The sequence below is a fragment of the Pseudoxanthomonas sp. JC1303 genome, assembly GCF_058448525.1.
Genome location: NZ_CP185958.1, coordinates 399,790 through 423,816, shown reverse-complemented (window position 1 = coordinate 423,816; position 24,027 = coordinate 399,790). Strand labels below are relative to the sequence as shown.

Genomic DNA, 24,027 nt, shown 5'->3' with positions numbered 1-24,027 from the left:
GCATGACCCGTTCCAACGACGAAATCCGAGGCTTCCTGATCCAGGCCGGCGCCGAGCGCGTCCTGCTGCCGAACGCCACCGTGGCCGAAGTCCTCTCGCGCGTGCCTGTCCAGGCCGTGGAGGGAACCCCGCACTGGATGCCGGGCAGGATCGACTGGCAGGGTTGGCAGGTGCCGGTGTTCTCGATGGTCGACCTGGGCGGCCTCGGCCACGAGCCGGTGACCAGCAGCAGCAAGATCGTGGTCCTCAAGACCCTGACCGGCAGTGAGACCACGCCCTACATCGGGCTGATGACCCAGTCGTTCCCGCGACTGATCTCGGTGCCCCGCGACGGGCTGCTGGCCGACGCCAGCGAGGAGCCGCTTCCGCAAGGCGTGCAAATGCGCGTGCTGCTGGGCGACGAGTCGGCGTTGTTGCCGGACCTGGAAGCCATCGAAACCCTGGTGTGCGAGGCCGCGGCCCAGGCGACCAGCGCCGTCTGAGCCGGTTCACGCCTCATTCGCGGCGTTGGTGCGAGGTTTTGCACCTGTTTTTGATCTCGCGAGGCCCCGCACATGAAGTCCACGTTCCAACGCAGCCTGTGGTCGTGCCTGCTGCTGGCCGCCGCGGGTGCTGCCCAAGCCCAGTCGGCTACCGCTCCGCCGTCGACCGCTGCCCAGACCGTGGCGCCACCGCCGCGCTCTGCAGACAACACCCTGACCACCGAGTTGCCGCCTCCGGGCTTCAAGACCATGACGATGGAGACGCCGCAGGGGCCGGTCACCGTGAACTGGGGACAGCCGAACAAGTTGCCCAATGCCGCCGATTACCACGTCACCGTCGCCGAACTGGACAAGAACGGGGATGGCGTGCTGACCAAGGACGAGATCCCGCAGGACCAGGCGCTGTACAGCGAGTTCCGTCTGGTCGACAAGAATCACGACGGCAAGATCACGCCGGAAGAGCTCTCCCAATGGCATTGAGCCGCGTCTGATCTTTTCTTTCTTCCGCCAGAGATGAAAAGACGCCGGGCATTGCCCGGCGTCTTTGCTTCAACGGTCCCGGCACAGGCTTGCTCAGAGGTCGCCAAGCAACGCCTGGACCGCGGCAATGGCGGCCAGGCCCGCGGTTTCCGTCCGTAGCACGCGTGGCCCCAGGCGCAGACCCTGGAAGCCCATGCCCTCCAGGGCTTGCCGGTCGCGGGGCGACCAGCCGCCTTCCGGCCCGATGGCGATCACCACCTGGCCAGACGCCGGTCGGACCAGGGTGGTCAGGCGCTGGGTGCCGATCGGATCGAGCAACAGGCGCAGGTCGTCGGCCGGCAAGTAGCCGGCGGCGGTCGCGATCGCGACCGGCTCGCGCACATCCGGGACGCGGGCGCGACCGGACTGCTCGCAAGCGGCGCGGACGACGCCACGCCAGTGCGACACGCGCTTCTGCAGGCGCTCTCCGGAAAGCCTGACTTCCGAGCGCTCCGAATCGACAGGCACAATCGCGTTGACGCCCAGCTCGGTGGCCTTCTGCAGGATCAGGTCCATCTTCTCCCCGCGGGCGATCCCTTGCAGCAGCGTCACCTGCAACGGGGACTCGGTCTGGACGGCGCGTGCGCCGGTGATCTCCACCTGGCTGGTGCGCTTGCCCACCACGCCCAGGCGCGCGTCGTAGTCATGCCCATCACCGTTGAACAGCACGCAGGCATCGCCCTGGCGCAGGCGCAGCACCCGCGACAGATGCGCGGCGGCTTCCTCCGGGAGGTCGAGCTGCATGCCAACGGCCAGGGGCTGCTCGACGTGGACGCGGGTCAGGCGCATGGCGTGCCCGCTGTCGGCATGGTGGGACGGAGCGGTTGGCGATCAGGCGGGGAAACGCTGGCCCGCTCTGCTAGGATTCGCGGCTGATGATCTTCCTGCATTCTTCCATGATATCCGCCGCTGCCCCGTGCGGCAGCAGGCGATCCGCGTGAGCCGCAAGCTGCCCACCATCCACGGCGTGACCCGGCACGATGTCGGGCCGCTGCAGATGGAGCGCCTGGACCTGGAGTTCTCCAACGGCGAGCGTCGCCAGTTCGAGCGCCAGGTCGGGCGAGGTCATGGTGCCGTCGTGGTGGTCCCCATGCTCGACAAGGACACCGTGCTGCTGGTGCGCGAGTACGCCGCCGGCATGCATCGCTATGAGCTGGGCCTGGTGAAAGGGCGGATGGATGCCGGTGAGACACCGGCGCAGTCGGCCGACCGCGAGTTGAAGGAAGAGGCAGGCTATGGCGCGCGTCGTCTGGATGTCCTGCGTGCGATGACCCTGGCGCCCACCTACATGAGCCACCAGTCGTGGCTGGTGGTGGCGCGCGACCTGTATCCGGAGCGTTTGCCCGGCGATGAACCCGAGGAGCTTGAAGTCGTGCCGTGGAAGCTTGATGCGCTCGATCAGCTGATGCTGCGCGAGGATTTTTCCGAGGGGCGCTCGCTCGCCGCGTTGTTCATCGCCCGCGAGTGGCTGGCGGGCCAGGCATGAGCCGCATCACCGCAGACCTGCACGAGGCGGTCATCGCCATCGCCCGTGATGCGTCGGCCGCCATCATGCAGGTCTACGCGGAAGATTTCGACGTCGAGCACAAGGCCGACAACAGCCCGCTCACGCGCGCCGACCTGGCCGCCCATCACATCATCGCCGACGGCCTGCGCCGGTTGACGCCGGAGCTGCCGCTGCTGAGCGAGGAGGGGGCCGACATTCCCTGGGCCACCCGCCAGGACTGGCATGCCTATTGGCTGGTCGATCCCCTCGACGGCACCCGCGAGTTCGTCAAGCGCAATGGCGAGTTCACGGTCAACATCGCCCTGATCGAGGCGCACCAGCCGGTGTTCGGAGTGATCATGGCGCCGGTGACCGGCACCATCTGGCACGCGCAGGCGGGGCACCGTGCGCTGCGCCGGGATGGCCAAACCGACCAGGAACTGCGCACCCGGCGTCCGGCGAACGCGCCGCTACGCGTAGCCGCGAGCCGTTCGCACCGCGATCCACGCACGCAGGCCGTCCTCGACCAGTTGCCCGATGCCGAGCCCATCCCGCTGGGCTCCTCGCTGAAGTTCTGCCGCATCGCCGAAGGCGCGCTGGACATCTATCCGCGTTTCGGCCCGACCTGCGAGTGGGACACCGGTGCCGGGCAATGCATCCTGGAGGCTGCCGGCGGCGTGCTGCTGGCGCCCGATGGCCGGGCCTTCCGCTACAACCGGCGCGAAACCCTGCTCAACGGGGACTTCATGGCGCTGGGCGACCCACAGCTGCCCTGGCAGGACTGGCGCTAGCGCACGCATGAGCGCCGGCTGGTTCGCGCTGGTGCTGCTGGCGGCAGTGACTCACGCCGGCTGGAACGCGCTGCTCAAGCTGGGGCTGGACCGCTTCGTCTCGGCTTCGCTCATCCAGGCCTGCGCCGGACTGGCAGCGCTGTGCCTGGTGCCGTTCGTCGCCTGGCCGACGCCGCAGATGTGGCTGTGGATCGGTCTGTCGGCCGTCCTCCATGTCGCCTACAACCTGTGCTTGGCCCAGGCCTACCGGCACGGTGACCTGAGCCAGGCCTATCCGCTGGCGCGGGGCGGGGCGCCGCTGCTCGTGGCCCTGGCCGCCTGGGCGCTGCTCGATGAAACATTGGGGCCGTGGGGCAGCCTGGGCCTGGGATTGCTGGTGGCGGGGATCGCCTGGATGGCCCTGCGCGGCGGAGGCCGGACCAGTGCGCCGCGCGGGCCACTGCTGCGCAGCGCGCTGGCCACCAGCGCCTGCATCGCGGCCTACACCCTGTGCGATGCGAGCGGCGCGCGCGCCAACGATGCGCCGTGGTCCTATGCGGCGTGGTTGTTCGTTACCAACGGCGTGGTCGCGGTGACCTTGCTGGGGGCGGTGCGCGGGCCGCGCGTGTTCGCCACGCTGGGACCGCACTGGCGCGCGGGCTTGGCCGGCGGTGCGATGTCGATGCTCGCCTACACGCTGGTGATCGCGGCGACCACGCATGCCGCAGTAGGCCTGGTGTCGGCGCTTCGCGAAACCAGCGTGCTGTTCGCGTTGCTCATTGGTGCGCTGCGACTGCGCGAGCGCTTGCCGCCGGCGCGCATCGTGGCCGCGGCGCTGATCGTGGCCGGTGTGGTGGTCATCCGTCTGGCCTGAGCTGCCTACACTGTGCGGTGACTTCCCCCACATGGAGACACCATGCCTGCGCCAGATCCTGTCCAGACACCTTCCATCGATCGCCTGCTGTCGATCATGGCGCGCCTGCGCGACCCGCAACGCGGCTGCCCCTGGGATCTGGCGCAGGATTTCTCCACGATTGCCCCCTACACGATCGAGGAAGCCTACGAGGTCGTCGATGCGATCGACCGTGGCGACCTGGACGATCTGAAGGACGAGTTGGGCGATCTGCTGCTGCAGGTGGTCTTCCATGCGCAGATGGCCGCCGAGCAGGGGGCTTTCGAGTTCGACGAGGTGGCCGATGCGATCAGCGACAAGCTGGTGCGTCGCCACCCGCACATCTTCGCCTCCGTGCAAGCAGACGATGCGGCGGACGTGGCGCGGAACTGGGAGGAGATCAAGCGTCTCGAGCGTGCAGGCAAGGGCGAGCAGGACGCCTCGGCCCTGGCCGCCATCTCGCGCGGCATGCCCGAGTGGCAGCGTGCGCTCAAGCTGCAGTCGCGCGCGGCCAAGACCGGCTTCGACTGGCCCGGCCCGGCGCCGGTCATGGCCAAGCTCGAGGAGGAAATGGCTGAGGTGCGGGCTGAGTTGGCGCGCGACGTCGATGACCCTGATCGCGCGGCGCGCCTACAGGACGAGATCGGAGACCTGCTGTTCGTCTGCCTCAATCTGGCCCGCAAGTCCCAGGTCGATGCGGGCAGCGCTTTGCGCCATGCCAATGCCAAGTTCGAGCGCCGCTTCCGCGCCATGGAAGCGGAAGCCGAACGCGATGGCCTCACGTTCGCCGAGCTTGAGCTGGAGGCCCAGGAGGCCCTGTGGCAACGGGTCAAGCGCAACGAGCGCCAAGCTGGCGGCTGAAGCCTCCCAGGATCGGTGTCCTCAGGCGCCGGGGTCGTAGAACATCAGGAGGGCGGCGCCCACGATCATGGCGAACGCCACGCCGTGGTTTTACTTCAGCGGTTGGCGCAGCGACCAAATCGAAATCCCGCGAACACGGCCTGGCTGATGATCTCCGGGATCGTCTTGAGCTGGACCACCGGGTAGACCGCGCTGCCCATGCGGTTTGCAGGCATCTGCAGGCTTTACGCGAAGAAGGCGGTGCCCCAATGGTCACGATCACCAGCAGCGGCACGGCCGTGCAGTCGAGATGTCCGTACCAGGTGAAAGTCATGGAAATGTCGGAGCCCGGCAGCACGATGATGGTCAGGACACGGTCGAGCATGGGAGATCGCCCGCGAAGCGGGAGCGCGACTCCAGCCACTCATGACGCCAAAGCGCCGTCCCTGGCTGAATCCGGGTGAACCGAGCCTCGCTTGAGCCCTTATGCGTTGTGGTCTTCACGCGCTGTCGACCGGTGGCTCTTTAGTTTCACAAACCTGAAGTTTGCGTTTCTCCGGAGATCTGACTATGCGGCATGCGCAGGAGACCTCGGGGCTGGTGCTGGTTGTCGAAGACAACCGCAACATCTCCGAGATGATTGGTGAGTACCTCGAAGGCAAGGGATTCGAGGTGGATTACGCGTCCGACGGGCTGGATGGCTATCGTCTGGCGACTGAAAACAGCTATGACGTGTTGGTGCTGGACCTGATGCTGCCGCGCATGGACGGCCTGGAAGTGTGCCGCCGCCTGCGCAGCGAGGCCCGCAAGTCCACCCCGGTGCTGATGCTGACCGCCCGAGACACCCTGGACGACAAGCTCAGCGGCCTGGGCACCGGTGCTGATGATTACCTCACCAAGCCCTTCGCCATCCAGGAATTGGAAGCCCGCCTGCGCGCGCTGATTCGCCGCGAGCGTCGTCAGGTGGGATCGGAGGTGCTCAAGGTCGCCGACCTGGTCCTGGATCCGGTGAGCATGCGCGTGACCCGCGGTGGAACCGAGCTGATGCTCTCGCCGATCGGCCTGCGCCTGTTGACCATCCTGATGCGTGAATCGCCGCGCGTGGTGACGCGTCAAGAGATCGAACGCGAAATCTGGGGCAATGGTCTGCCCGACTCGGACACCCTGCGCAGCCATCTTTACAACCTGCGCAAGGTGATCGACAAGCCGTTCGACAAGCCGCTTCTGCATACCGTGCAGAGTGCCGGCTATCGCGTCGCCGACATTACCTGAGCCCGGGCGGGCGCCGCGGCGCCCACCTGGCCCAGGTTCTTTCGATTCGATCGTCGTGCCCCACGGACTTCCACGCAGCATCAGGATCGCCTTCATCCTGAGGGTGGCATTGGCCAGCCTTGCGGTGATCGCGACCGTGCTCATCGCGTCTTCGGTCATCAAGCACAGCCTCGTGCAGACCATGCTGCGCGAGGAGGCCTCGCATTTCTGGGGGCTGTACGCCGCCTCGCCGGCGCAACCGCCCCCAAACACCCATGACCTGCGCGGTTACCTGGTCCTGCGCGGGCAGTCCGAGCTGACCCTGCCGGATGAACTGCGCGGCCTGGCGCCAGGCACGCACAACGTAGGGCGCGAGTTGGTGCTGGTCGAGGACAAGGGGCCCGGGCGGCTTTATCTGGTGTGGCTCGGGACGCAGGCCGAGCGACTGTTCTTCTGGTCCGGGACCTTGCCGTTGCTGCTGTGCCTCGCGGCACTCTACGGCGCGTCCTATCTGACCTATCGCTTCTTCAAACGGCTGGTGTCGCCGGTGTCGTGGCTGGCCCGGCAGGTGGCCCAGTGGGATCCGCGCGAGCCGGACACCACGGCGCTGGCGCCCGAACACCTGCCCAAGGAAGTCCAGGGCGAGGCCCGGCAACTGGCCGTGGCCCTACGCGGACTGTCCGAGCGCGTGGCCGCCCAGGTCGCGCGCGAGCGGGATTTCACCCGCGACGCCAGCCACGAACTGCGCACGCCGCTGACCGTCATCCGGGTCGCCAGTGACCTGGCGCTGGCCGGAGAGTTGCCGCCGCGCGCGGTGCGCTCGCTGCAGCGTATCCAGCGCTCGAGCCGCGAGATGGAAGCGGTGATCGATGCCTTCCTGATCCTGGCGCGTGAGGCCGATGTCGAGCCGCAGAGCGAGGATTTCGGAGTGGCCGAGATCGTCCTGGACGAGGCCGAGAGCGCGCGCGACCTGCTGATCGGCAAGCCGGTGGATCTCACCGTCGTGTGCAATGCCAAGCCGCGCTTGCACGCCCCGCCGCGGGTCATGCACGTGGTGGTCAGCAACCTGTTGCGCAATGCCTGCAGTTATACCGACGAGGGCCGGATCGAGGTCATCGTGGAGACCGACCAGTTCGTGGTGCGCGATTCGGGCATCGGCATGACCTCCGACGCGATGTTGCGCGCCTTCGAACCGTTCTACCGGGTAGACGAGTCACGCCAGCACAGCACCGGCCTGGGCCTGTCGATCGTGCACCGCTTGTGCCAGCGCTTCGGCTGGAAGGTCGAGCTGGCCAGCGTACTGGGCCAGGGCACGACCGCGACGGTGCGCTTCGCGCCATAGCGTCCCGGCGCAACCGGAAAACGGGGGGTATCCTGCGCTGGACGCGCAAACCCGGAGTCGTTGATGCCTGTCTGCGATGCGCCTTTCGTGCTTGCAATCCATGGTGGGGCTGGGGTGATCGAGCCGGACGCGCTGTCCGCCGACGAAGCGCGGGTCATCCATGCGGCCCTGGGCGCGGCGCTTGAGGCGGGGCACGTGCTGTTGCGCGATGGCGGAACCGCGCTGGATGCGGTGGAAGCCGCAGTGATCCGGCTGGAGGAGTCGCCCTGCTTCAATGCCGGGTTCGGCGCCGTGTTCACGGCCGAGGGCGCCCACGAACTGGACGCCGCGTTGATGGAAGGAAACACGCGCCGTGCAGGCGCGGTGGCCGGCGTGCGCACGGTGCGCAATCCGGTGCGACTGGCGCGCGCGGTCATGGAGCGCTCTACGCACGTGCTGCTGGCCGGCGAAGGCGCCGAGCGCTTCGCCGACGGGCTGCCGGACCTGGAGCGGGTCCCGAATGCCTGGTTTGGAACGCCCGCGCGCCACGCGCAACTGCTGCAGGCGCAGGCCCGCGAGACTGCGCCTGGCGATGGGCTCAAGGGACGCTACTTCGGAACGGTCGGCGCGGTGGCACTGGACTGCCACGGGCGTCTTGCTGCGGCGACGTCCACCGGTGGCATGACCAACAAGCGCTTTGGCCGGATCGGTGACTCGCCCCTGATCGGCTCGGGGACCTGGGCCGACGCGCATTGCGCGGTGTCCGCAACGGGCTGGGGCGAGATCTATATCCGCTGTGCCGCGGCACACGACATCGCCGCGCGCATGGCCTACGGCGGGGCCTCGCTGGCCGAGGCGAGCGAGGCGGTGATCCTGGGCGAAGTGCCCGCGCTGGGCGGGGACGGCGGCGCGATCGCGGTGGATGCGGGCGGGAACCTGGCGATGCCGTTCAGTACCTCCGGCATGTACCGGGGGTGGATCGACCGCCATGGCCAGCGCTGCACGCGCATCTTCCGCGACTGACCATGGTGCGCACGCCTCAGCGCGCGGCGTCGACGTAAGGCTTCAACAGTCGGGTCCACAGCGCGTAGCCGTCGGCGTTCATGTGCAGCATGTCCGGGCCGAACAATTCCGGTCGCAGGCTGCCGTCGGCCTTGAGCATCGGAGTGAACACGTCGACGAAGGTCAGCCCGGGATCCTTGGCGGCCATCGCTTCGATCAGCGCATTGGCCTGACGGATCTGCGGCAGCAGGTTCGCACGCGAGGGGCTGGGCTTGATCGCGACATAGACCACCGGTTCGCCCGGCAGGTCGTGCCGGATGCGCTGGACGAACGCCGCCACGTCCGCGGCGACCTGTTGCGGGCTGCGCCCGGCCGCCAGATCGTTGTCGCCGGCATAGAAGACGATCTTGCGCGGGTGGTAGGGCACCACGATGCGGTCGGCGTAATAGGTGCTGTCGCGGACCTCCGAGCCACCGAAGCCGCGGTTGATCACGGTGGCCCCCGGGAAATCCTGGGCCAGCGAGGTCCATTTGCGGATCGACGAGCTACCGATGAAAAGAACCGCGTCGCGGGGCGGCGGGTTGGCCGCGTCCTGCGCGGCGAAGTGATCCATGTCCGCGGCCCAGGCCGCATTGGAGACCTGCCCACTGGCCACTTCAAGTGGCTGCGCCGGCGCTGGCGCGGGCGGTGGCACGGTTGCCACCGGTGCCTGGGCGCAACCGCCCAGCAGGACGGCCGCCAACGCGGCGCAGACAAGACCTGACTTCATACCCATGCAACGTCCTCCCGGAATACAAACCGGGCGCCAGTGGAGCAGGCTGGCCTTGGCGTTGCAAATCCGGCCCGGTGTGGCGATATGGCAAAATCACCGGCCTTGCGCGACACGAGCGGCCTGATGTCCATCGATTCTGTTCCGTTCCCGGTCTTCGGGCCGGCGCCGCCGCACGGCCGGGGCGCCTGAGCGTGGCCGATCTCTACGGGCATACCCCGCGTGGTCCGGCCCGGATTCTGAAGGCCGCGCGCTGGTCCTGGCTGGGGCTGCGGGCGGCCTGGCTATACGAGTCCTCCTTCCGTCTGGAAGTGCTCTTGTGCGTGATTCTTGCGCCGCTGGGCCTCTGGTGGGGCAGTACCGGCGTGGAGCGGGCGCTGCTGGTGGGATGCCTGCTGCTGGTGCTGGGCGTGGAGCTGCTGAATTCGGCCATCGAGGCGGTCATCGAGCGCTACGGGGCGGAGTTTCACGAGCTTGCCGGCCGCGCCAAGGACATGGGATCGGCCGCGGTGTTGATGGCCATGCTCAACGTGCTGCTCTGCTGGGGCCTGATCCTCGGGCCGCGTCTGTACCTGTTGTTGTTCTCCCCCTCGCTTTAGGACCTACCCCCTGCATGAACCTCGAATTCCTCGCCGACCCCCAGTCGTGGCTGACGCTGCTGACGCTCAGCACGCTGGAGATCGTGCTGGGCATCGACAATCTGGTGTTCATCTCCATCGCCGTCAGCCGCCTGCCCGAAGCGCGCCGCGCCGGTGCACGCAAGCTCGGCATCGCGGTGGCCTGCCTGACGCGCATCGCGCTGCTTATCTCGCTGGCCTATCTGGCCCGGATGAGCTCGGATCTGTTCACGGTCGCTGGCATGGGCTTCTCGATACGCGATCTGATCCTGATCGTCGGTGGCGTGTTCCTGGTGGTGAAGGGGATCATGGAAATCCGCGAGCTGGTCAGCGGCGGCGAGGACGAGGACCCGTCCACGACCAAGGTGTCCTCGGTCTTCGGGCTGGTGATCCTGCAGATCGCGATCATCGACATCGTGTTCTCGCTGGACTCGGTGATCACCGCGGTTGGCTTTGCCAAGGACATCCCGATCATGGTCGCGGCCATCGTGCTGGCGGTGCTGATGATGCTGCTGGCGGCCAATCCGCTGGGGCGCTTCATCGACGCCAATCCCACGGTCAAGATGCTGGCGCTGGCGTTCATCGTGCTGGTGGGCGTGGTGCTGGTGCTCGATGGCCTGGAGCTGCATGTCCCCAAGGCTTATGTGTACTTCGCCATGGGCTTCTCGGCGCTGGTCGAGGGGCTCAACCTGTGGATGCGGCGCCGTGCGGCGCAGCACGGGATCAAGGGTGCGGGGGAGTTCTAGGGCTGCAACGAGGTCTTCATGTCGCCCTGTTCATAGTGTGACCCTTGCGGCCGGTCGTGCCGCCCGTGCCCGAACACAGGAGCCCACGCACCATGCGCAGCCTCATCCGTTCGATCTTGCTGCTCGCGACCCTTGGCCTGTTGGCCGGGTGCGGCTACAACACCATCCAGCAGAAGGATCAGGCCGTGAAGGCCAGCTGGTCGGAGGTCCTCAACCAGTATCAGCGCCGCGCCGATCTGATTCCCAACCTGGTGCGCACCGTGCAGGGCTACGCGCAGCAGGAGCGCCAGGTGCTGACCGAGGTCACCAATGCCCGGGCCCGCGTGGGCCAGATCCAGGTCAATGCCGACGATGCGTCCTCGCTGCAGCAGTTTTCCCAGGCACAGGGTGAGCTGGGGAGCGCGCTGAGCCGCCTGCTAGTGGTCAGCGAGAACTACCCCACGCTCAAGTCCGATCAGAACTTCCGTGACCTGCAGGCGCAGTTGGAAGGCACCGAGAACCGCATCACTGTCGCGCGCGGCCGTTACATCCAGGCCGTGCAGGACTACAACACCTATATCCGCCAGTTCCCGCAGGTGCTGACGGCCAAGGTCACCGGTGCCAAGGAGAAGCCCAATTTCTCGGTGGCCAACGAGGCCCAGCTTTCGCAGGCGCCGACCGTTGACTTCAGTCAGCCAGCGCCGGTGCAGCCCCAGGCGCCCGCCACGACCGAGCCCGCCACCCGCCAGGCGCCGGCGCCGTCTCCCGCCCCGGCGCAATAAGGACATCCCGGATGCCGCTGCGCGGCCGGATGCTGCGATGGGTCCTGGGCCTGCTCTGCGCGCTGGCTTGGCCGGCCCTGGCGCAGGACGCCACGATTCCATCGCTGGACGCGCCGGTGATCGACACCACCGGCACGCTGTCCGCCAGCCAGGCCGATGCGTTGCGCCAGCAGGCCCTGGCCCTGCAGCAGCGCAAGGGCGCGCAGTTGCAGGTGCTGATGGTGCCCACGACCGCGCCGGAAACCATCGAGCAGTACACCCAACGCGTCTTCGATCAGTGGAAGCTCGGCCGCAAGGGCGTGGATGACGCGGTGCTGCTGGTCGTCGCCAAGGACGACCGCCGCGTCCGCATCCAGCCGGGCTACGGGCTGGAGGGGGCGATTCCCGATGCGATCGCCAACCGGATCATCCAGGAATACCTCGTGCCGCGGTTCCGCCAGGGGGACTATGCGGGAGGGCTGGACGAGGCCACCGGCGTGCTGGTCAAGCTGATCGATGGCGAGCCGTTGCCCGAGCCGCAGAGCACGCACCGTGAGCGGTCGCGCGCCAGCGGCGGCAACTGGATGTTCGGACTGATCGTCGGGCTGATCGTGGCCAACGTGGTGCGGGTGTTCCTGCGGGGAATGCCGCGCCCGATCAGGGCCATCGCCGGTGGCGCGGTCGGCGGCGGCGTGGCGTGGCTGCTGTCCTCGTTGTTCCTGGTGGGCGGTCTGGCGGGTTTCATCGGCCTGATCATGGGGCTGATGGGAGGCGGCTCGGGGGGGCGCTTCGCCGGACCCGGTGGCTTTGGTGGCTGGGGCGGCGGCGGATTCGGAGGTGGCGGCTTCGGGGGAGGCGGCTTCGGGGGAGGCGGCTTCGGGGGAGGCGGTTTTGGCGGCGGTGGTGGTGGCTGGAGCGGTGGCGGTGGCATGTCCGGAGGCGGTGGCGCCTCGGGGAGCTGGTGATGCGCTGGTTTCGCCATCTGTTTCCACCGTCGGCGCATCGACTGTTCCCGGCCGAAAGCCTCCAGCGCATCGCCGCGGCGATCGCCGAGGGCGAGCGGACCCATACCGGTGAGGTGATGTTCGCGGTTGAACCCGGGCTGGCGCTCGGCGCCATCCGCCGCGGGCTGCAGGCGCGCGATGCGGCGTACGCGGCGTTCGGACGGCTGCGGACGTGGGACACCGAGGCCAACAACGGCGTGCTGATCTACCTGCTGCTGGCCGATCACAGGATCGAGATCGTCGCCGACCGGGGCCTGGAAGGACGGGTGACCGAGGCGCAATGGCATGAAGTCTGTGGCCGGATCGAGGCGGGCATGCGGGCCGGCACGCCGGAGGCCGCCATCATCGAGGGCGTGCGCGCGACGTCGCTGCATCTGGCGCGTCACTTTCCTGCGGATCAGGGCACCCCGGGTGACAACGAATTGCCGGATCTGCCCACCATCCTGAACTAAGGGCGCGCGCCGGCAGGGTGTGAACTCCACCACAGTTGCCGTGCTGGTTAGCTGATTTTCATCACGTTGCCTTCACTGCAATGATGGGCTGGGGCAGAATCCAGGGGTCTGGCCGAGTCGCGGCACGCTTCATGCATCGTCCGGACAGGGCGCGATCGTCGCCCTCACCCGCGCTCGGTGCGCCGTCTTCGTGGGTGTGCCTTCGTCCCGCCAGGACCCGCCATGCATCCCGCCATTGCCGACACCTTGTCCCGTCTGCCCGCGCTGTACAGCGCCGCGCTGCGCCCCCGTCATCGCGAACTGGCCGTCGCTGTCGCGGCGTCGAGCGCCCTGGTCGCGGCGGGCTGCAACGTCCTGGCGGCGCTGGCGCTGGTGCTGACCTGGTTCGAATACCTCTGCCACCGGCGATGGGTGTTCCCGGGCGAGAACGAGCGTGCCACCTTCATGCGCGCCATCGCCTGCGTGGCCTTCGCCTGGCTCAGCACGGCTGCGGGCATCGGCGAGGCGGCCTGGGGGCTGGGCGCCTTCATCCTGGTGCAGACGGTGCTGGCGCTGCTGGGTTCACTCAAGCTGCGTCATGCATTTCTGCGTGATGTGGCCCACGCCAGCGGCGCGGTGCCGGCACACGAGCTGCTGCTGGCCTGCCGCAGCGATCGCGGTCTGGTCGAATCCTGGCTGGCGGGCGACGAATCGCTGGCAGAGCAGGCCCAGGCGGCCTTGCAGGTCGCCGGGTTGCGCCTGTTCCGCCTGCGTTCGCCAGCGCCCGTGGTGGACCAGGGGTCGGCCCAGTAATTCTCCGATTTTCCCGCCGTGCGGCCCATTGGGCCGCGGCGTTGCATCGCCGTCCATGCGGGGGGGAGCTGCGTGCGGCAAAATGGCGTCTGTTCCGCCGCCGCCCGTGACGCATGATCTATCTGCACCAGTTCGACCCCATCGCCTTCTCGATCGGCCCGGTCGACGTCCACTGGTACGGCATCGCCTATGCGCTGTCCTTCGCCGCGGCGTGGTTCCTCGGGCGCAGCAGGATCCTCGCCGGACGCCTGCCCGGCGTGAACCTGGAGCATTTCTCGGATCTGGCCTTCTACGCGATGCTGGGCGTGGTCCTGGGCGGCCGCATCGGCTACATCCTGTTCTATGACCTGCCGGTCTACCTGGACAGTCCGCTGAAGATCTTCAAGGTCTGGGAAGGCGGCATGAGCTTCCATGGCGGCCTGCTGGGCGTGCTGCTGGCCGCGTGGCTGTGGACGCGCAAGCATCGCCTGCATTTCTTCGACACGATGGATTTCGTGGCGCCGCTGGTGCCCGCCGGCCTCGGGCTGGGCCGGTTGGCCAACTTCATCAACGGCGAGCTGTGGGGCAAGTACACCGGCGGCAGCTGGGGGGTGATCTTCCCGAGCACCGACCCGGCCATCTACGACCAGCACTTGACCCAAACCCAGCTCCAGGCCCAGTACGCCGCCGGTGCGCTCGATCAGTACGCGCGCCACCCCTCGCAGCTGTATGAAGCGGCGCTGGAAGGTGTGCTGATGTTCCTGGTGCTGTGGGTGTTCTCGATGAAGCCGCGCCCGCGTTACGCGGTCTCGGGTCTGTTCGCGCTGCTGTACGGGTTGTCGCGCTTCGTGGTCGAGCTGGTGCGCGTGCCCGATGCGCAGCTGGGCTACCTAGCCTTCGGCTGGGTCACGATGGGGCAAGTGCTGAGCCTGCCGTTGATCGCGCTGGGCCTGTTCCTGCTGTGGCTTTCGCGCCGCGCGCCCACCTTGCAGCCGGCGTCGCCGGCCGCCGCCACGCCGGCCGGAGCGCACTGATGCGCCAGTACCTGGAGTTGCTGCAGCACGTGCTCGAGCAGGGTGCCGAGAAGTCCGACCGCACCGGCACCGGCACGCGCAGCGTGTTCGGCTGGCAGATGCGCTTCGACCTGAATGAAGGCTTCCCGCTGGTGACCACCAAGAAGCTGCACCTGCGCTCGATCATCCATGAGCTACTGTGGTTCCTGCAGGGCGGCACCAACATCGCCTACCTGAAGGACAACAAGGTCAGCATCTGGGACGAGTGGGCCGATGCGGACGGCAACCTCGGTCCGGTCTACGGCAAACAGTGGCGCAGCTGGGAGGGGGCCAACGGCCAGACCATCGACCAGATGCAGTGGCTGGTGGAGGAGATCAAGCGCAATCCCGATTCGCGCCGGCTGGTGATCAGCGCCTGGAACGTGGCCGAATTGCCGCAGATGGCACTGATGCCGTGCCACAGCCTGTTCCAGTTCTACGTGGTCGAAGGCAGGCTCAGCTGCCAGCTGTACCAGCGCAGCGGCGACATCTTCCTGGGCGTGCCGTTCAACATCGCCAGCTACGCGCTACTGACCCACATGGTGGCGCAGGCCACCGGCCTGGGCGTGGGCGATTTCGTGCACACGCTGGGCGATGCGCACCTGTATTCGAATCATTTCGAACAGGCGCGCGAACAGCTGAGCCGCACGCCGCGCGCGCTGCCCCGGCTGCATCTGAATCCGGAGGTGACCGACCTGTTCGGCTTCACCTTCGACGATATCGAGATCCTCGGCTACGACCCGCATCCGGCGATCAAGGCGCCGGTGGCGGTCTAGGGTAGTTTCTATCAAGGATGAGTTGAATGAAAACACGTTTCACCAGTGTGCTTGCGTTTGTCGCGTTGACACTGTCAAGCGGGCTGGCGACCGCCGGCACCTTGAGCGGACCTGCCGGGCGGTTGGTGCTCCCCGATGACATCATCGCGGAGGTCAGGCCGACAAACGGGCACCCCGAACTCAGTGTGGTGATCTCACTCGCGAAGGCTTCGTCCGGCACCTTTGGGGCGGTTGAGCTTACGATGAGTTGCGCGCCTGCTTACGGCCGGCTTGCCGAGAAAAACGGCATGGAGCGCCTGTCCGCGGCGACGCTGCAGGTGGATAAAGCGCTGGCGCTGGACAAGCCGGGGGAGTGGGCCGAGATCGATGGCTTTCCAGCGTTTCGTACCGATGCCACGCGTTCGGATGGCACGCGGTTGACGCAGTGGATGATCTCTCGGGGCAGCACGTTTGCTTGGGTGAAGTTCGACCGCCCACGCGACGTGCCGATGGAACAGGATGTGTTGCAGGCCGTGTCTGCAATGAAGGTCTCATGTGGCGCATCGCCTGCCGCGGCAGCGCCCGCCGAGGCCATACCAAGACCGGCCGCCAAGCTGGCGTTGCCTGAGGATGTCGTGGTAACGGAAGCGCCTGGTCCGCCGGAGCTTCCGGGCATCGCGCCAAGCACGGTGCTCACTTTGACAAGCGGCGCGCCCAATACCGTGCCGGTCACCGTCACGATAACCTGTGAACCTGCTGTCGGCCGCCTGGAATTCTTGGGAACGGCCTCCGGAATCGAGCGGATGGCGTCAGCGACTTATTCCAGCAACAAGATGCTGAAGCGTAGAGGTAGCCGCGATTGGATCAAGAACGGCGAGTCGCATTTGCCGGTTTATCGCACGCAAGGCGTATATAACGACGGTCGCCGCCTAACGCAGTGGATGATGCCCTTGGTCACGGCATTCCTCTGGATCAAATTTGAGCGGCCGGAAGGCGCACCGCTGGAGCACACCGTGTTTGATGCCATCGAAGGCATGACCGTGATGTGCGGCCCGCTCTCACGCCCATAGTCAACATGATGCTGAAACTCTCCTTGATCGCAGCGGTCGACCGCGACTTGGCCATCGGGCGCGACAACGACCTGCCGTGGCGGTTGCCCGATGACCTCAAGCGCTTCAAGGCGCTGACCCTGGGCAAGCCGGTGCTGATGGGGCGCAAGACGGCGCAGTCGCTGGGGCGCGCGTTGCCGGGACGCTTGAATCTGGTGCTGACGCGCAGTGGACAGGTGCCATTCGAGGGCATGATCGCGGTCGACTCTTTCGCATCGGCGCTGCGACAAGCCGAGGCGGAAGGCGCCGAGGAACTGTGCGTGATCGGCGGTGGCGAGGTCTACGCGCTCGTCCTGCCGCAGGCCGACGTCCTGCACCTGACCCACGTGGAGACCGAGGTGGCCGGTGCCGACGCCTTCTTTCCGCGTTTCGATGCCGCGCAGTGGCAGGTGTCCTCGCGCGACGCGCATGCGGCCGATGCCAGGCATGCGTTCGCGTTTGAATTCGTGGATTACGCCAGAACGCGCTAAGCGCGGCGGGGAAGGGCGGCCGGCGCTTCGACATCGCGGCCGGGCACCTGCACCAGGCGCAGTTCGTCACTGTCCAGCTGCAATGCGGTGAGCTTGCCGCCCCAGACCGCGCCGGTGTCGATGGCATGCACGCCAAAGCCGAGCATCAGGCCCAGCGTGGACCAATGGCCGCAGACGATCTTGAGTTCACGCAGCTCCCGCCCAGGGACATCGAACCAGGGATACAGCCCCTGGGCCTGGGTCCCGGGCATGCCTTTTTCCTCCACGGCGATGCGGCCTCGTGGCGTGCAGTAGCGCATCCGGGTCAGCACGTTGATGATGGCGCGCCACCGGTCGGGCCCGGCCAAGCCGGTGGACCAGTTGGGCTTGTCGCCGTACATGCTGCGCATCAGCTTGCGGAAGCCAGGTCCGCGCAGCTGTTTTTCCACTTCGCGCGCATAGCCTTCGGCCGCGGTGCAGGTCCAGCGCGGCGCCATGCCGGCATGCAGCATCATCCAGCCCAGCTCGCGGTCGACGTGCACCAGTTCGCGGTGGCGTAGCCATTCGAGCAGGGTGTCGCGGTCGTGCGCCTGCACGACGCGGCCCAGGTCCGGATTGACCTTGCGCTGCTCTTCCTCGGTGCGCGTGCCGATCGCCAGCAGCGACAGGTCATGGTTGCCCAGCACCACCTCGGACGAGTCACGCAGCGAATACACCAGGCGCAGGGTCTCCAGCGACTGGCCGCCGCGGTTGACCAGGTCGCCGCAGAACCACGCGCGGTCGCGTGCGGGATCGAAGTTCAGTTTTTCCAGCAGCCGTGCGGTGGCGTCGTAACAGCCCTGCAGGTCACCGATGGCCCAGACCGCCATGTCGTGCGTTCCGTCAGTGCAGGGTGCGGGGCACCGACAGCGCGAATGGCGCGATGGGTGCGTCGAAGTGCGTGCCGTCGTCGGCCACCATGTCGTAGCTGCCGCGCATGGTGCCGTGGTCGGTTTCCAGCACCGCGCCGGAGGTGTACTTGAACTGCTCGCCCGGCCGCAGCCGTGGCTGTTCGCCGACCACGCCCTCGCCATCGACCTGATCGACCTTGCCGTTGGCGTCGGTGATCACCCAGTGGCGGGCCACCAGGCGCGCGGGCTTGCTGCCGCGGTTGCGGATCACGATGGTGTAGGCGAAGACGTACTGGCCGTTGTCCGGCTCGGACCGCTCCTCCAGGAAGCGGGTCGCCACGTCGACATCGATGGCGTATTCGGTGGTGCTCATGCCGACAGTGTATTTCAAACGATCAAGGCTGTTCGACTTGCGCGGCGTGGAGCTGGTTGGCCAGGGTGATGAAATCGGCCACGTCGACCTGTTCGGCGCGCATGTCCGGGCGGATGCCTGCCGCTTCGATGGCGGCGGCATCGCATACGGTGGACAGGGCATTGCGCAAGGTCTTGCGGCGCTGGCCGAAGGCGGCGCGAACCACGGTTGCCAGCCGCTCCGGCGCGCGTACCGTGATCCGGGCCGGATCCTTGGGGACCATGCGGACCACGGCCGAGTCGACCTTGGGCGGCGGACTGAAGGCCCCCGGCGGCACGACGAACAGCGGGACGATGTCGCAGTAGGCCTGCAGCATCACGCTCAGGCGTCCGTAGACCTTGCTGCCCGGGCCTGCGGCCATGCGATCCACGACTTCCTTCTGCAGCATGAAGTGCATGTCGGCGATCGCCGCGGCGTGGTCAAGTGCATGGAACAGGATCGGCGAGGACAGGTTGTAGGGCAGGTTGCCGACTAGGCGCAGCTTGCGCCCTGCGGCCAGCTCGGTGAAGTCCACCGACAGCACGTCGCGATGGACGATGGTCAATGTGCCGACCTCCTGCGCCGCAGCGGTGAGCGGCGCAATCAGGTCGCGGTCGAACTCGATGGCGGTCAGCGCGCCATGTCGGCGCAGGAGCGGAAAGGTGATCGCGCCCTGTCCCGGGCCGATCTCCACCAGCGTGTCGCCTGGCTTGGGATCCACGGCGTGCACGATGCGGTCGATGTAATGGCGCTCGTGCAGGAAATGCTGGCCCAGCGCCTTTTTTGCCGGCAGCACGAAGCCGGGCCGGTCGGCGGAATGCGAAGAGGTCATGATTCAGAGTGTACGGCGCGCGGCCATGGCCGCGCAGGTGCGTACGGCGGCAAAGAGGCTGGAGGGGTCTGCAACACCTTTCCCGGCCAGCGGCAGGGCGGTGCCGTGATCGACCGCGACGCGTGGGTAGGGCAGGCCCAGGGTCAGGTTCACGGCCTGCTCGAAGCCGCTGTACTTGAGGACGGGCAGCCCCTGGTCGTGGTACATCGCCAGCACCGCGTCGCATCCGCGCAGCTTGTCGGGCAGGAACGCGGTATCGGCTGGCAGCGGACCGATCAGGTCATGCCCCTGCGCGCGCAGCCGCTCCATGACCGGGATGATCAGGTCCAGTTCCTCGCGCCCGAGATGTCCGTCTTCGCCAGCATGGGGATTGAGGCCCAGCACGGCCAGGCGCGGGGCGGCGATACCGAAGTCACGGCGCAGGGCCATCACCGTGGTATCCACGGCGTGACGTAGCGCGGTCTCGGTGATCGCGTCGGGGACGGCGCGCAGCGGGAGATGGGTGGTGACCAGGGCCACGCGGACGATGTCGTTGGCGAGCATCATCACCACCTCGCATCCGGCGTGCCGGGCCAGCAGTTCGGTGGTGCCGGTATAGGCGATGCCGCCGTCGTTGATGATCGCCTTGTGCACCGGGCCGGTGATCACGCCAGCGAACCGGCCGCTCACGCAGCCATCCGCGGCGGCCGTGAGCGCGCCGATCACGGAGGCGGCATTGCGAGGTTCGGGAACGCCGAAGCGGGATTGAACGGCATTGGCGACCGGGACGAACGGTAGATCGCCTGGCGTCCGCGCGACGTCGTCGGGTCCGAGCAGCTGAAGCGGCAGGTCAAGCGCCTGGGCGGCGGCACGCAGCGTGTCGCTATCGCCGAAGCTCACCAGCCGGCAGTCTTGCCGCAGGGTCTGGGCCAGGCGGATGCAAAGCTCTGGCCCGATCCCGGCCGGCTCGCCCGGCACCAGCGCGAGCGTGGGGATCATGCGTGCTTACGGCATCTGCGAGGATGCAGCCGAACCCGGCACCTCGCTGTCGCTGCTGCCGCCCCGCTTCTTGCCGGCCTTGGCGGCTTCTTCGGCCGCGCCCGGAGCGCTCATCACGGTATCGGGCGTTGCGCTGTCGATCGCGGCATTGCCGGTGCGGAAGCTGACATAGGCCTCGCCACGCAGCTCGAGCAGGTAGCGGTTGTATTCCTCTTCCAGCTTGCGGCGGCCGATGGTGTCACGCACCTGCGCACGACGGTTCTTTTCGGTCACGTCGGACTGGCGCGTGCCTTCGCGCTGGACGATGTGCCAGCCGGCCTCGGTGCGGAAGGGCTGGCTGACCTGCCCATCCTGCAGCGAGGTCAGCTGCTGGCCGAAGTCCGGGCCGAACTGGTCGGCGGTGAACCAGCCCAACTCGCCGCCATCGTTCTTGGTGTTGGCGTCCTCGGAGGACTCCTTGGCCACCTCGGCGAAATCCGCGCCGCCGGTGATGCGGGCGCGCAGGGTGTCGATCTTGGCCTTGGCCGCGTTCGCGTCCTGCAGCTCGGTGATGCGGACCAGGATGTGCCGGGCGTGGTACTCGGTGACCATCTGCGGCTGCGCCTGGGAGGCGTCGCGGGTTTCCACCAGCTTGAGCAACTGGAAGCCGGACGGACCGCGGATCGGGCCGACGACTTGGCCCGGCTGCATGCCCTTGAGCGTGTTGACGAAGGCGACCGGGATTTCATCCTGGCTGCGCCAGCCCAGGTCGCCGCCTTCCAGTGCGTTGGGGCTGTCGGAATAGCGCACGGCGGCGGCGGCGAAATCCATTTCGTTGCGATCGAGCAGGCCCTTGACGCCGTCCACCTTCTTCTGGGCGGTGGCGATCTGCTCGGCCGTGGCACCCTCGGGCAGGCCGATCAGGATGTGGGCCAGGTGATACTGCACGCCATTGGCCTGGGCCTTGAGCGCGGCGTCGACCTCGGCTTCGCTGACCCGGATGCGACTCTGGCCATAGCTCTGGCGCAGGCGCTGGACGGTGATCTCATCCTTCAGCGAGGCGCGGAATTCATCGAAGGACAGGCCGTCGGCGGCCAGGCGCTGGCGCAGGCCATCGACGGTGGTGCCGTTCTGCTGGGCGACCGCGCCGACGGCATTGTTGACTTCCTCGTCGCTGACGCGGATGCCGTTTTCCTGCGCGCGCTGGACCTGCAGCTTGACCAGGACCAGGCGCTCAAGCACCTGCCGGCGCAACACGTCCGGGGGCGGCAGCTGGCCGGGGTTGCTGGCGTACTGGGCGTTGACGTTGGCCACCGCACGATCCAGCTCGCTCTGCAGGACGACATCGTCGTTGACCACGGCAGCGATGCCATCCAACGGCTGGGCCTGCTGGGCGTGCAGGGGGGCGGCAATGACGGATGCGGCCAGCAGGCCGGCGGCGAAGAGGGTTCGAATGGTCATGGAAGTCTTCAGAACGGATCGGTGCCGGCGTCGTCGCTGTCGTCGAGGTCCGGTGCGGCGACGCTGGGGGGAACCAGGTAGAGGTCGTCGCGGTAGTAGCCGAGAATACCACGGCGCAGGGTCTTGTCCGTGTTCTGGCCCAGCGAGGCCAGGCCCTTGAGGATGAAGTCCAGCTGGATCTGGTTGTCTTGTTCACCCTCGCGATTGCGCACGTAGTGACGGCCGACCAGGCGTACCGCCAGGCAGCAGCTGTCCCACTGCACGCCGGCGATGGCTTCCAGGGTCTTGCGATCCTGAAACGAGTAGTAATACCGGCCGACCACGCTCCAGACCGGGTTGATCGGATACAGGAACGAGAAGTCCGCCTGCTTGAGCACGTCGCGACGATACCGGTAGGACAGGTTGATCACGCCATCGCCGCCGATCAGGTAGCGCGAGCGGAAGCTGATCAGGTCGGCGCGGCTGTTCTTGGCGTCGTACTGGTAGGAGGCACCCAGGGTCCAGCGATCGGTCGGCATGTAGTTCGAGTCGGCGACCCAGGCCGACTTGCCCTTCTCGATCGGATCCTGGCTACTGTTCAGAACGACATTGGAGTCTTCGAAGTAGAGGATCTGGCCCAGGCTGACGTTGAACTTTTCCAGGCCGTCTGTCTGGCGGATAGAGCGGCTGGTCAAAGCCAGGGTCAGCTGGTTGGCGTCGGTCTGGCGATCGGGCCCGGAAAAACGATTATCACGGAACAGCTGACCCCAGCTGAAGGTCATTGCGCGGGTATCGAAGAGCGGCAGGTCGCTCTGGTTGCGGTACGGGACGTTCAGGTAATACAGGCGTGGCTCGAGCGTCTGCAAGTAGGGCGTATCACCCCATTGCGTATCCCGATCGAAGTAAAGGCCGGCGTCCAGCGTGGTGATCGGGGTCGAACGGGTCGGGCGGCGGTCGCCGCCCAGTGAGTCGGCCAGATCTTTGTCCAGGTCGTAGGCGGTATAACGATACGCAAGGCCGGGTTCGATAAACCAAGCGGCGCCGCGCAACGGAAGCGAAATGTAAGGCTTGGCGTCGAACCGGCTGCCGCCATCCTTCGTGCTGTGCTCGAACCGGGTCAGGTCCGTGCTCAGGCCGACATCGAGCCAGTCGAGCAGGGGGCGATCGTACTTGAAGAACAGTCTCGGAGCGCTGTCATAGGGCACCGAATTCTTGCTGATCGTATAGTCGGCCAGCTGATACGTTTCAGCCTCAATGCCGGCGTTCCAGTAAAGCGAGCGGCCGTAGAGCCCGACGATGTTCGTCAGAATTGAAGTCGCCAGCCCGGTGCCGTTGGAGACACCGCCGTTGTCTTCCAGATAGCGCTCATCGCTGATCCAGGCGTAACTGGCGCGTGCCTGCCAGGTGCTGTTGAGATCGTGATGGCCCCGGAAGCGCAGGAAGCCGCGGTTCTTGTCCCGCAGGGGATCGCCATAGATGTCTTCGTCGCCGCTGCCCGGCAGTGCGTTGGCGTAGTCGTCCGCACGACGATCCACCAGATCGTCCTTGGGCATCCAGGCGCCTTCCAGCTTGCCTTCGCCGCCGTGATAGAGGTAGCGGAACTCGCCGCCCAGCACGATTCCGCGATCGCTCATGTAGCGCGGATACAACGTGGCATCGTAGTTGGGCGCCAGGTTGAGGTAGATCGGCTGCTCGTAGTCGAACCCGTTCTTGCCCGACAGGCCGATCTTGGGGTACAGCAGGCCGGTCTGGCGGCGGTCATCGATCGGGAACTTGAACCACGGGGCGTACAGGATCGGGATCTTGCCCAGGCGCACGACGGCGTGGTGCGCCGTAGCGAAGCCTTCGTCGGTATTGACGTCGATTTCCTTGGCACGCAGGTACCAGCGCTGCCACGCCGGTTCCTGCGGATCGCAGGTGGTGTAGGTCGAGCCCAGCAGCTCGCCTTCCGGGCCGGCCATGTGGATGCGCGAGGCCTCGCCGTTGCCGCGGCGAGCCATCAGCTGGTACTGGACGTCCTCGACGGTATGGGTGTCCTGTTCCTGGTTGCCGCTGGCGCGCTTGGCGACCATGCGAATGCCAGAATCCTGGTAGCGGACATTGCCGTCGGCGGTGTAGGTGCCGGCATCCTGATTGAGGAACAGGTTATCGGCGTTGAGGTACTGGTCGCCGCGGCGCAGCACCACGTTGCCCTGGTAGTTGGCCGCGCTCGGGTCGCCAGCCAGGGTGTCGCCGGTGATGTCGGTGGGCAGGAGCTGGCTCTGCGCGCGCTGCGAGGCCTGATCCTTGGGCGCCACGGCGGCCGGCGCCCCTTCGAAGGCCGGGATCGGGTCCGTGACCGGGCACAGCGCATAGCTGACAGGCTTTTCGTCGGCGGCCATGGCCGGCAAGGCCAGGGCAATGCTGAACGGGATGGGCAGCAGGCGGAAAGCTCGACGCACGCGTGGTGGAATCCGGACGAAAAACGGCCGTTAGCTTGCCGTATCGGTG

Annotated in this window: 28 protein-coding genes; 19 read left to right on the top strand and 9 right to left on the bottom strand. The window is 67.1% G+C overall.

Features of this window, described 5'->3' with window-relative positions:
• Positions 1-2 precede the first annotated feature (2 nt).
• Together ACORQU_RS02025 and ACORQU_RS02020 are read left to right on the top strand one after the other, a co-directional pair.
• Positions 3-482 carry a chemotaxis protein CheW gene (locus ACORQU_RS02025; protein ID WP_271645029.1) on the top strand — a complete coding sequence of 160 codons (480 nt, stop codon included), beginning with the start codon at positions 3-5 and terminating at the stop codon, positions 480-482.
• Between the two features lie 72 nt (positions 483-554).
• A complete protein-coding gene (locus ACORQU_RS02020) occupies positions 555-962 on the top strand; it encodes an EF-hand domain-containing protein (protein WP_271645031.1) in 408 nt (135 codons plus the stop codon).
• Positions 963-1,055: 93 nt separating this feature from the next.
• Here ACORQU_RS02020 and ACORQU_RS02015 read toward each other — a convergent pair whose 3' ends face one another.
• On the bottom strand, positions 1,056-1,790 hold the full coding sequence (locus ACORQU_RS02015) for a 16S rRNA (uracil(1498)-N(3))-methyltransferase (protein ID WP_491643063.1): 735 nt from the start codon (positions 1,788-1,790) through the stop codon (positions 1,056-1,058).
• 148 nt (positions 1,791-1,938) lie between these two features.
• On the opposite strand from ACORQU_RS02015, the gene nudE reads away from it, so the two are divergent.
• From nudE to mazG, 4 genes are read left to right on the top strand one after another with little or no spacing between them, the layout of a single operon-like run.
• Positions 1,939-2,487: an ADP compounds hydrolase NudE gene (gene nudE / locus ACORQU_RS02010; RefSeq protein WP_271645034.1), complete on the top strand. Its 549-nt coding sequence runs from the start codon at positions 1,939-1,941 to the stop codon at positions 2,485-2,487.
• Positions 2,484-3,278 (top strand): 3'(2'),5'-bisphosphate nucleotidase CysQ, encoded by a 795-nt coding sequence (gene cysQ, locus ACORQU_RS02005; protein WP_491643061.1) that lies wholly within the window; start codon positions 2,484-2,486, stop codon positions 3,276-3,278. The genes nudE and cysQ overlap by 4 nt, the downstream gene beginning before the upstream one ends.
• A 7-nt stretch (positions 3,279-3,285) precedes the next feature.
• Entirely contained in the window at positions 3,286-4,131 is an 846-nt protein-coding gene (locus tag ACORQU_RS02000) for an EamA family transporter (protein WP_491643059.1), read from the top strand.
• Positions 4,132-4,173: 42 nt separating this feature from the next.
• The gene (gene mazG / locus ACORQU_RS01995) at positions 4,174-5,010 is read left to right on the top strand and encodes a nucleoside triphosphate pyrophosphohydrolase (protein ID WP_491643057.1); all 837 of its coding nucleotides are present in this window, start codon (positions 4,174-4,176) and stop codon (positions 5,008-5,010) included.
• Between the two features lie 95 nt (positions 5,011-5,105).
• Here the strand turns inward: mazG and ACORQU_RS01990 are convergent, their stop codons facing one another.
• Complete coding sequence (locus tag ACORQU_RS01990) at positions 5,106-5,225, bottom strand: DMT family protein (protein ID WP_491643055.1); 120 nt, start codon at positions 5,223-5,225, stop codon at positions 5,106-5,108.
• A 334-nt stretch (positions 5,226-5,559) separates the two neighbouring features.
• On the opposite strand from ACORQU_RS01990, the gene ACORQU_RS01985 reads away from it, so the two are divergent.
• The 3 genes from ACORQU_RS01985 (at position 5,560) to ACORQU_RS01975 (ending at position 8,584) form a co-directional block, all read left to right on the top strand.
• Positions 5,560-6,261: a response regulator transcription factor gene (locus tag ACORQU_RS01985; RefSeq protein WP_271645040.1), complete on the top strand. Its 702-nt coding sequence runs from the start codon at positions 5,560-5,562 to the stop codon at positions 6,259-6,261.
• A gap of 55 nt (positions 6,262-6,316) precedes the next feature.
• Complete coding sequence (locus ACORQU_RS01980; RefSeq protein WP_491643053.1) at positions 6,317-7,582, top strand: sensor histidine kinase; 1,266 nt, start codon at positions 6,317-6,319, stop codon at positions 7,580-7,582.
• A gap of 63 nt (positions 7,583-7,645) precedes the next feature.
• Entirely contained in the window at positions 7,646-8,584 is a 939-nt protein-coding gene (locus ACORQU_RS01975) for an isoaspartyl peptidase/L-asparaginase family protein (RefSeq protein WP_491643051.1), read from the top strand.
• A 16-nt stretch (positions 8,585-8,600) separates the two neighbouring features.
• Here ACORQU_RS01975 and ACORQU_RS01970 read toward each other — a convergent pair whose 3' ends face one another.
• Positions 8,601-9,338, bottom strand: a complete 738-nt coding sequence (locus ACORQU_RS01970; RefSeq protein WP_491643050.1) for an SGNH/GDSL hydrolase family protein — start codon at positions 9,336-9,338, stop codon at positions 8,601-8,603.
• 188 nt (positions 9,339-9,526) lie between these two features.
• On the opposite strand from ACORQU_RS01970, the gene ACORQU_RS01965 reads away from it, so the two are divergent.
• The 10 genes from ACORQU_RS01965 to ACORQU_RS01920 all read left to right on the top strand — a co-directional run bounded on the left by ACORQU_RS01965 (position 9,527) and on the right by ACORQU_RS01920 (position 17,048).
• Positions 9,527-9,931: a diacylglycerol kinase gene (locus tag ACORQU_RS01965; protein WP_271645046.1), complete on the top strand. Its 405-nt coding sequence runs from the start codon at positions 9,527-9,529 to the stop codon at positions 9,929-9,931.
• Positions 9,932-9,945: 14 nt separating this feature from the next.
• The gene (locus ACORQU_RS01960) at positions 9,946-10,695 is read left to right on the top strand and encodes a TerC family protein (RefSeq protein ID WP_491643049.1); all 750 of its coding nucleotides are present in this window, start codon (positions 9,946-9,948) and stop codon (positions 10,693-10,695) included.
• 92 nt (positions 10,696-10,787) lie between these two features.
• Complete coding sequence (locus ACORQU_RS01955; protein WP_491643047.1) at positions 10,788-11,456, top strand: LemA family protein; 669 nt, start codon at positions 10,788-10,790, stop codon at positions 11,454-11,456.
• 11 nt (positions 11,457-11,467) lie between these two features.
• Positions 11,468-12,400: a TPM domain-containing protein gene (locus ACORQU_RS01950; protein ID WP_491643046.1), complete on the top strand. Its 933-nt coding sequence runs from the start codon at positions 11,468-11,470 to the stop codon at positions 12,398-12,400.
• Entirely contained in the window at positions 12,400-12,891 is a 492-nt protein-coding gene (locus tag ACORQU_RS01945; RefSeq protein WP_491643044.1) for a TPM domain-containing protein, read from the top strand. The genes ACORQU_RS01950 and ACORQU_RS01945 overlap by 1 nt, the downstream gene beginning before the upstream one ends.
• 222 nt (positions 12,892-13,113) lie before the next feature.
• Positions 13,114-13,683, top strand: coding sequence for a hypothetical protein (locus ACORQU_RS01940; RefSeq protein WP_491643042.1), 570 nt, complete (start codon positions 13,114-13,116; stop codon positions 13,681-13,683).
• A gap of 113 nt (positions 13,684-13,796) precedes the next feature.
• Complete coding sequence (lgt, locus tag ACORQU_RS01935; RefSeq protein WP_491643040.1) at positions 13,797-14,696, top strand: prolipoprotein diacylglyceryl transferase; 900 nt, start codon at positions 13,797-13,799, stop codon at positions 14,694-14,696.
• Complete coding sequence (locus ACORQU_RS01930) at positions 14,696-15,490, top strand: thymidylate synthase (RefSeq protein WP_491643039.1); 795 nt, start codon at positions 14,696-14,698, stop codon at positions 15,488-15,490. The genes lgt and ACORQU_RS01930 overlap by 1 nt, the downstream gene beginning before the upstream one ends.
• Positions 15,491-15,516: 26 nt before the next feature.
• Positions 15,517-16,539 (top strand): hypothetical protein, encoded by a 1,023-nt coding sequence (locus ACORQU_RS01925; protein WP_491643038.1) that lies wholly within the window; start codon positions 15,517-15,519, stop codon positions 16,537-16,539.
• 11 nt (positions 16,540-16,550) lie between these two features.
• Complete coding sequence (locus ACORQU_RS01920) at positions 16,551-17,048, top strand: dihydrofolate reductase (RefSeq protein ID WP_491644917.1); 498 nt, start codon at positions 16,551-16,553, stop codon at positions 17,046-17,048.
• On the opposite strand, the gene ACORQU_RS01915 is transcribed toward ACORQU_RS01920, so the two are convergent.
• The 6 genes from ACORQU_RS01915 to lptD are packed head-to-tail and all read right to left on the bottom strand — an operon-like array spanning position 17,045 to position 23,978.
• On the bottom strand, positions 17,045-17,896 hold the full coding sequence (locus ACORQU_RS01915; RefSeq protein ID WP_271645058.1) for a symmetrical bis(5'-nucleosyl)-tetraphosphatase: 852 nt from the start codon (positions 17,894-17,896) through the stop codon (positions 17,045-17,047). The genes ACORQU_RS01920 and ACORQU_RS01915 overlap by 4 nt on opposite strands.
• A gap of 13 nt (positions 17,897-17,909) precedes the next feature.
• On the bottom strand, positions 17,910-18,290 hold the full coding sequence (apaG, locus tag ACORQU_RS01910) for a Co2+/Mg2+ efflux protein ApaG (protein WP_271645060.1): 381 nt from the start codon (positions 18,288-18,290) through the stop codon (positions 17,910-17,912).
• 22 nt (positions 18,291-18,312) lie between these two features.
• Entirely contained in the window at positions 18,313-19,140 is an 828-nt protein-coding gene (gene rsmA, locus ACORQU_RS01905; protein WP_491643037.1) for a 16S rRNA (adenine(1518)-N(6)/adenine(1519)-N(6))-dimethyltransferase RsmA, read from the bottom strand.
• A gap of 3 nt (positions 19,141-19,143) precedes the next feature.
• The gene (pdxA, locus tag ACORQU_RS01900) at positions 19,144-20,118 is read right to left on the bottom strand and encodes a 4-hydroxythreonine-4-phosphate dehydrogenase PdxA (RefSeq protein WP_491643035.1); all 975 of its coding nucleotides are present in this window, start codon (positions 20,116-20,118) and stop codon (positions 19,144-19,146) included.
• A gap of 6 nt (positions 20,119-20,124) precedes the next feature.
• Positions 20,125-21,558, bottom strand: a complete 1,434-nt coding sequence (locus tag ACORQU_RS01895) for a peptidylprolyl isomerase (protein WP_491643033.1) — start codon at positions 21,556-21,558, stop codon at positions 20,125-20,127.
• An 8-nt stretch (positions 21,559-21,566) separates the two neighbouring features.
• The gene (lptD, locus tag ACORQU_RS01890) at positions 21,567-23,978 is read right to left on the bottom strand and encodes an LPS assembly protein LptD (protein WP_491643032.1); all 2,412 of its coding nucleotides are present in this window, start codon (positions 23,976-23,978) and stop codon (positions 21,567-21,569) included.
• Positions 23,979-24,027 lie beyond the last annotated feature (49 nt).

Bases quoted from the DNA above. Each gene is read 5' to 3' on its own strand.
- apaG (WP_271645060.1), bottom strand. From the start codon at position 18,290: ATGAGCACCACCGAATACGCCATCGATGTCGACGTGGCGACCCGCTTC.
- ACORQU_RS01915 (WP_271645058.1), bottom strand. From the start codon at position 17,896: ATGGCGGTCTGGGCCATCGGTGACCTGCAGGGCTGTTACGACGCCACC.
- lgt (WP_491643040.1), top strand. From the start codon at position 13,797: ATGATCTATCTGCACCAGTTCGACCCCATCGCCTTCTCGATCGGCCCG.
- ACORQU_RS02025 (WP_271645029.1), top strand. From the start codon at position 3: ATGACCCGTTCCAACGACGAAATCCGAGGCTTCCTGATCCAGGCCGGC.
- ACORQU_RS01985 (WP_271645040.1), top strand. From the start codon at position 5,560: ATGCGGCATGCGCAGGAGACCTCGGGGCTGGTGCTGGTTGTCGAAGAC.
- ACORQU_RS01955 (WP_491643047.1), top strand. From the start codon at position 10,788: ATGCGCAGCCTCATCCGTTCGATCTTGCTGCTCGCGACCCTTGGCCTG.
- pdxA (WP_491643035.1), bottom strand. From the start codon at position 20,118: ATGATCCCCACGCTCGCGCTGGTGCCGGGCGAGCCGGCCGGGATCGGG.
- ACORQU_RS02000 (WP_491643059.1), top strand. From the start codon at position 3,286: ATGAGCGCCGGCTGGTTCGCGCTGGTGCTGCTGGCGGCAGTGACTCAC.
- ACORQU_RS01940 (WP_491643042.1), top strand. From the start codon at position 13,114: ATGCATCCCGCCATTGCCGACACCTTGTCCCGTCTGCCCGCGCTGTAC.
- ACORQU_RS02015 (WP_491643063.1), bottom strand. From the start codon at position 1,790: ATGCGCCTGACCCGCGTCCACGTCGAGCAGCCCCTGGCCGTTGGCATG.
- cysQ (WP_491643061.1), top strand. From the start codon at position 2,484: ATGAGCCGCATCACCGCAGACCTGCACGAGGCGGTCATCGCCATCGCC.
- ACORQU_RS01945 (WP_491643044.1), top strand. From the start codon at position 12,400: ATGCGCTGGTTTCGCCATCTGTTTCCACCGTCGGCGCATCGACTGTTC.
- ACORQU_RS01975 (WP_491643051.1), top strand. From the start codon at position 7,646: ATGCCTGTCTGCGATGCGCCTTTCGTGCTTGCAATCCATGGTGGGGCT.
- ACORQU_RS01930 (WP_491643039.1), top strand. From the start codon at position 14,696: ATGCGCCAGTACCTGGAGTTGCTGCAGCACGTGCTCGAGCAGGGTGCC.
- ACORQU_RS01960 (WP_491643049.1), top strand. From the start codon at position 9,946: ATGAACCTCGAATTCCTCGCCGACCCCCAGTCGTGGCTGACGCTGCTG.
- ACORQU_RS01970 (WP_491643050.1), bottom strand. From the start codon at position 9,338: ATGGGTATGAAGTCAGGTCTTGTCTGCGCCGCGTTGGCGGCCGTCCTG.
- ACORQU_RS01950 (WP_491643046.1), top strand. From the start codon at position 11,468: ATGCCGCTGCGCGGCCGGATGCTGCGATGGGTCCTGGGCCTGCTCTGC.
- ACORQU_RS02020 (WP_271645031.1), top strand. From the start codon at position 555: ATGAAGTCCACGTTCCAACGCAGCCTGTGGTCGTGCCTGCTGCTGGCC.
- rsmA (WP_491643037.1), bottom strand. From the start codon at position 19,140: ATGACCTCTTCGCATTCCGCCGACCGGCCCGGCTTCGTGCTGCCGGCA.
- ACORQU_RS01895 (WP_491643033.1), bottom strand. From the start codon at position 21,558: ATGACCATTCGAACCCTCTTCGCCGCCGGCCTGCTGGCCGCATCCGTC.
- ACORQU_RS01925 (WP_491643038.1), top strand. From the start codon at position 15,517: ATGAAAACACGTTTCACCAGTGTGCTTGCGTTTGTCGCGTTGACACTG.
- ACORQU_RS01990 (WP_491643055.1), bottom strand. From the start codon at position 5,225: ATGCCTGCAAACCGCATGGGCAGCGCGGTCTACCCGGTGGTCCAGCTC.
- mazG (WP_491643057.1), top strand. From the start codon at position 4,174: ATGCCTGCGCCAGATCCTGTCCAGACACCTTCCATCGATCGCCTGCTG.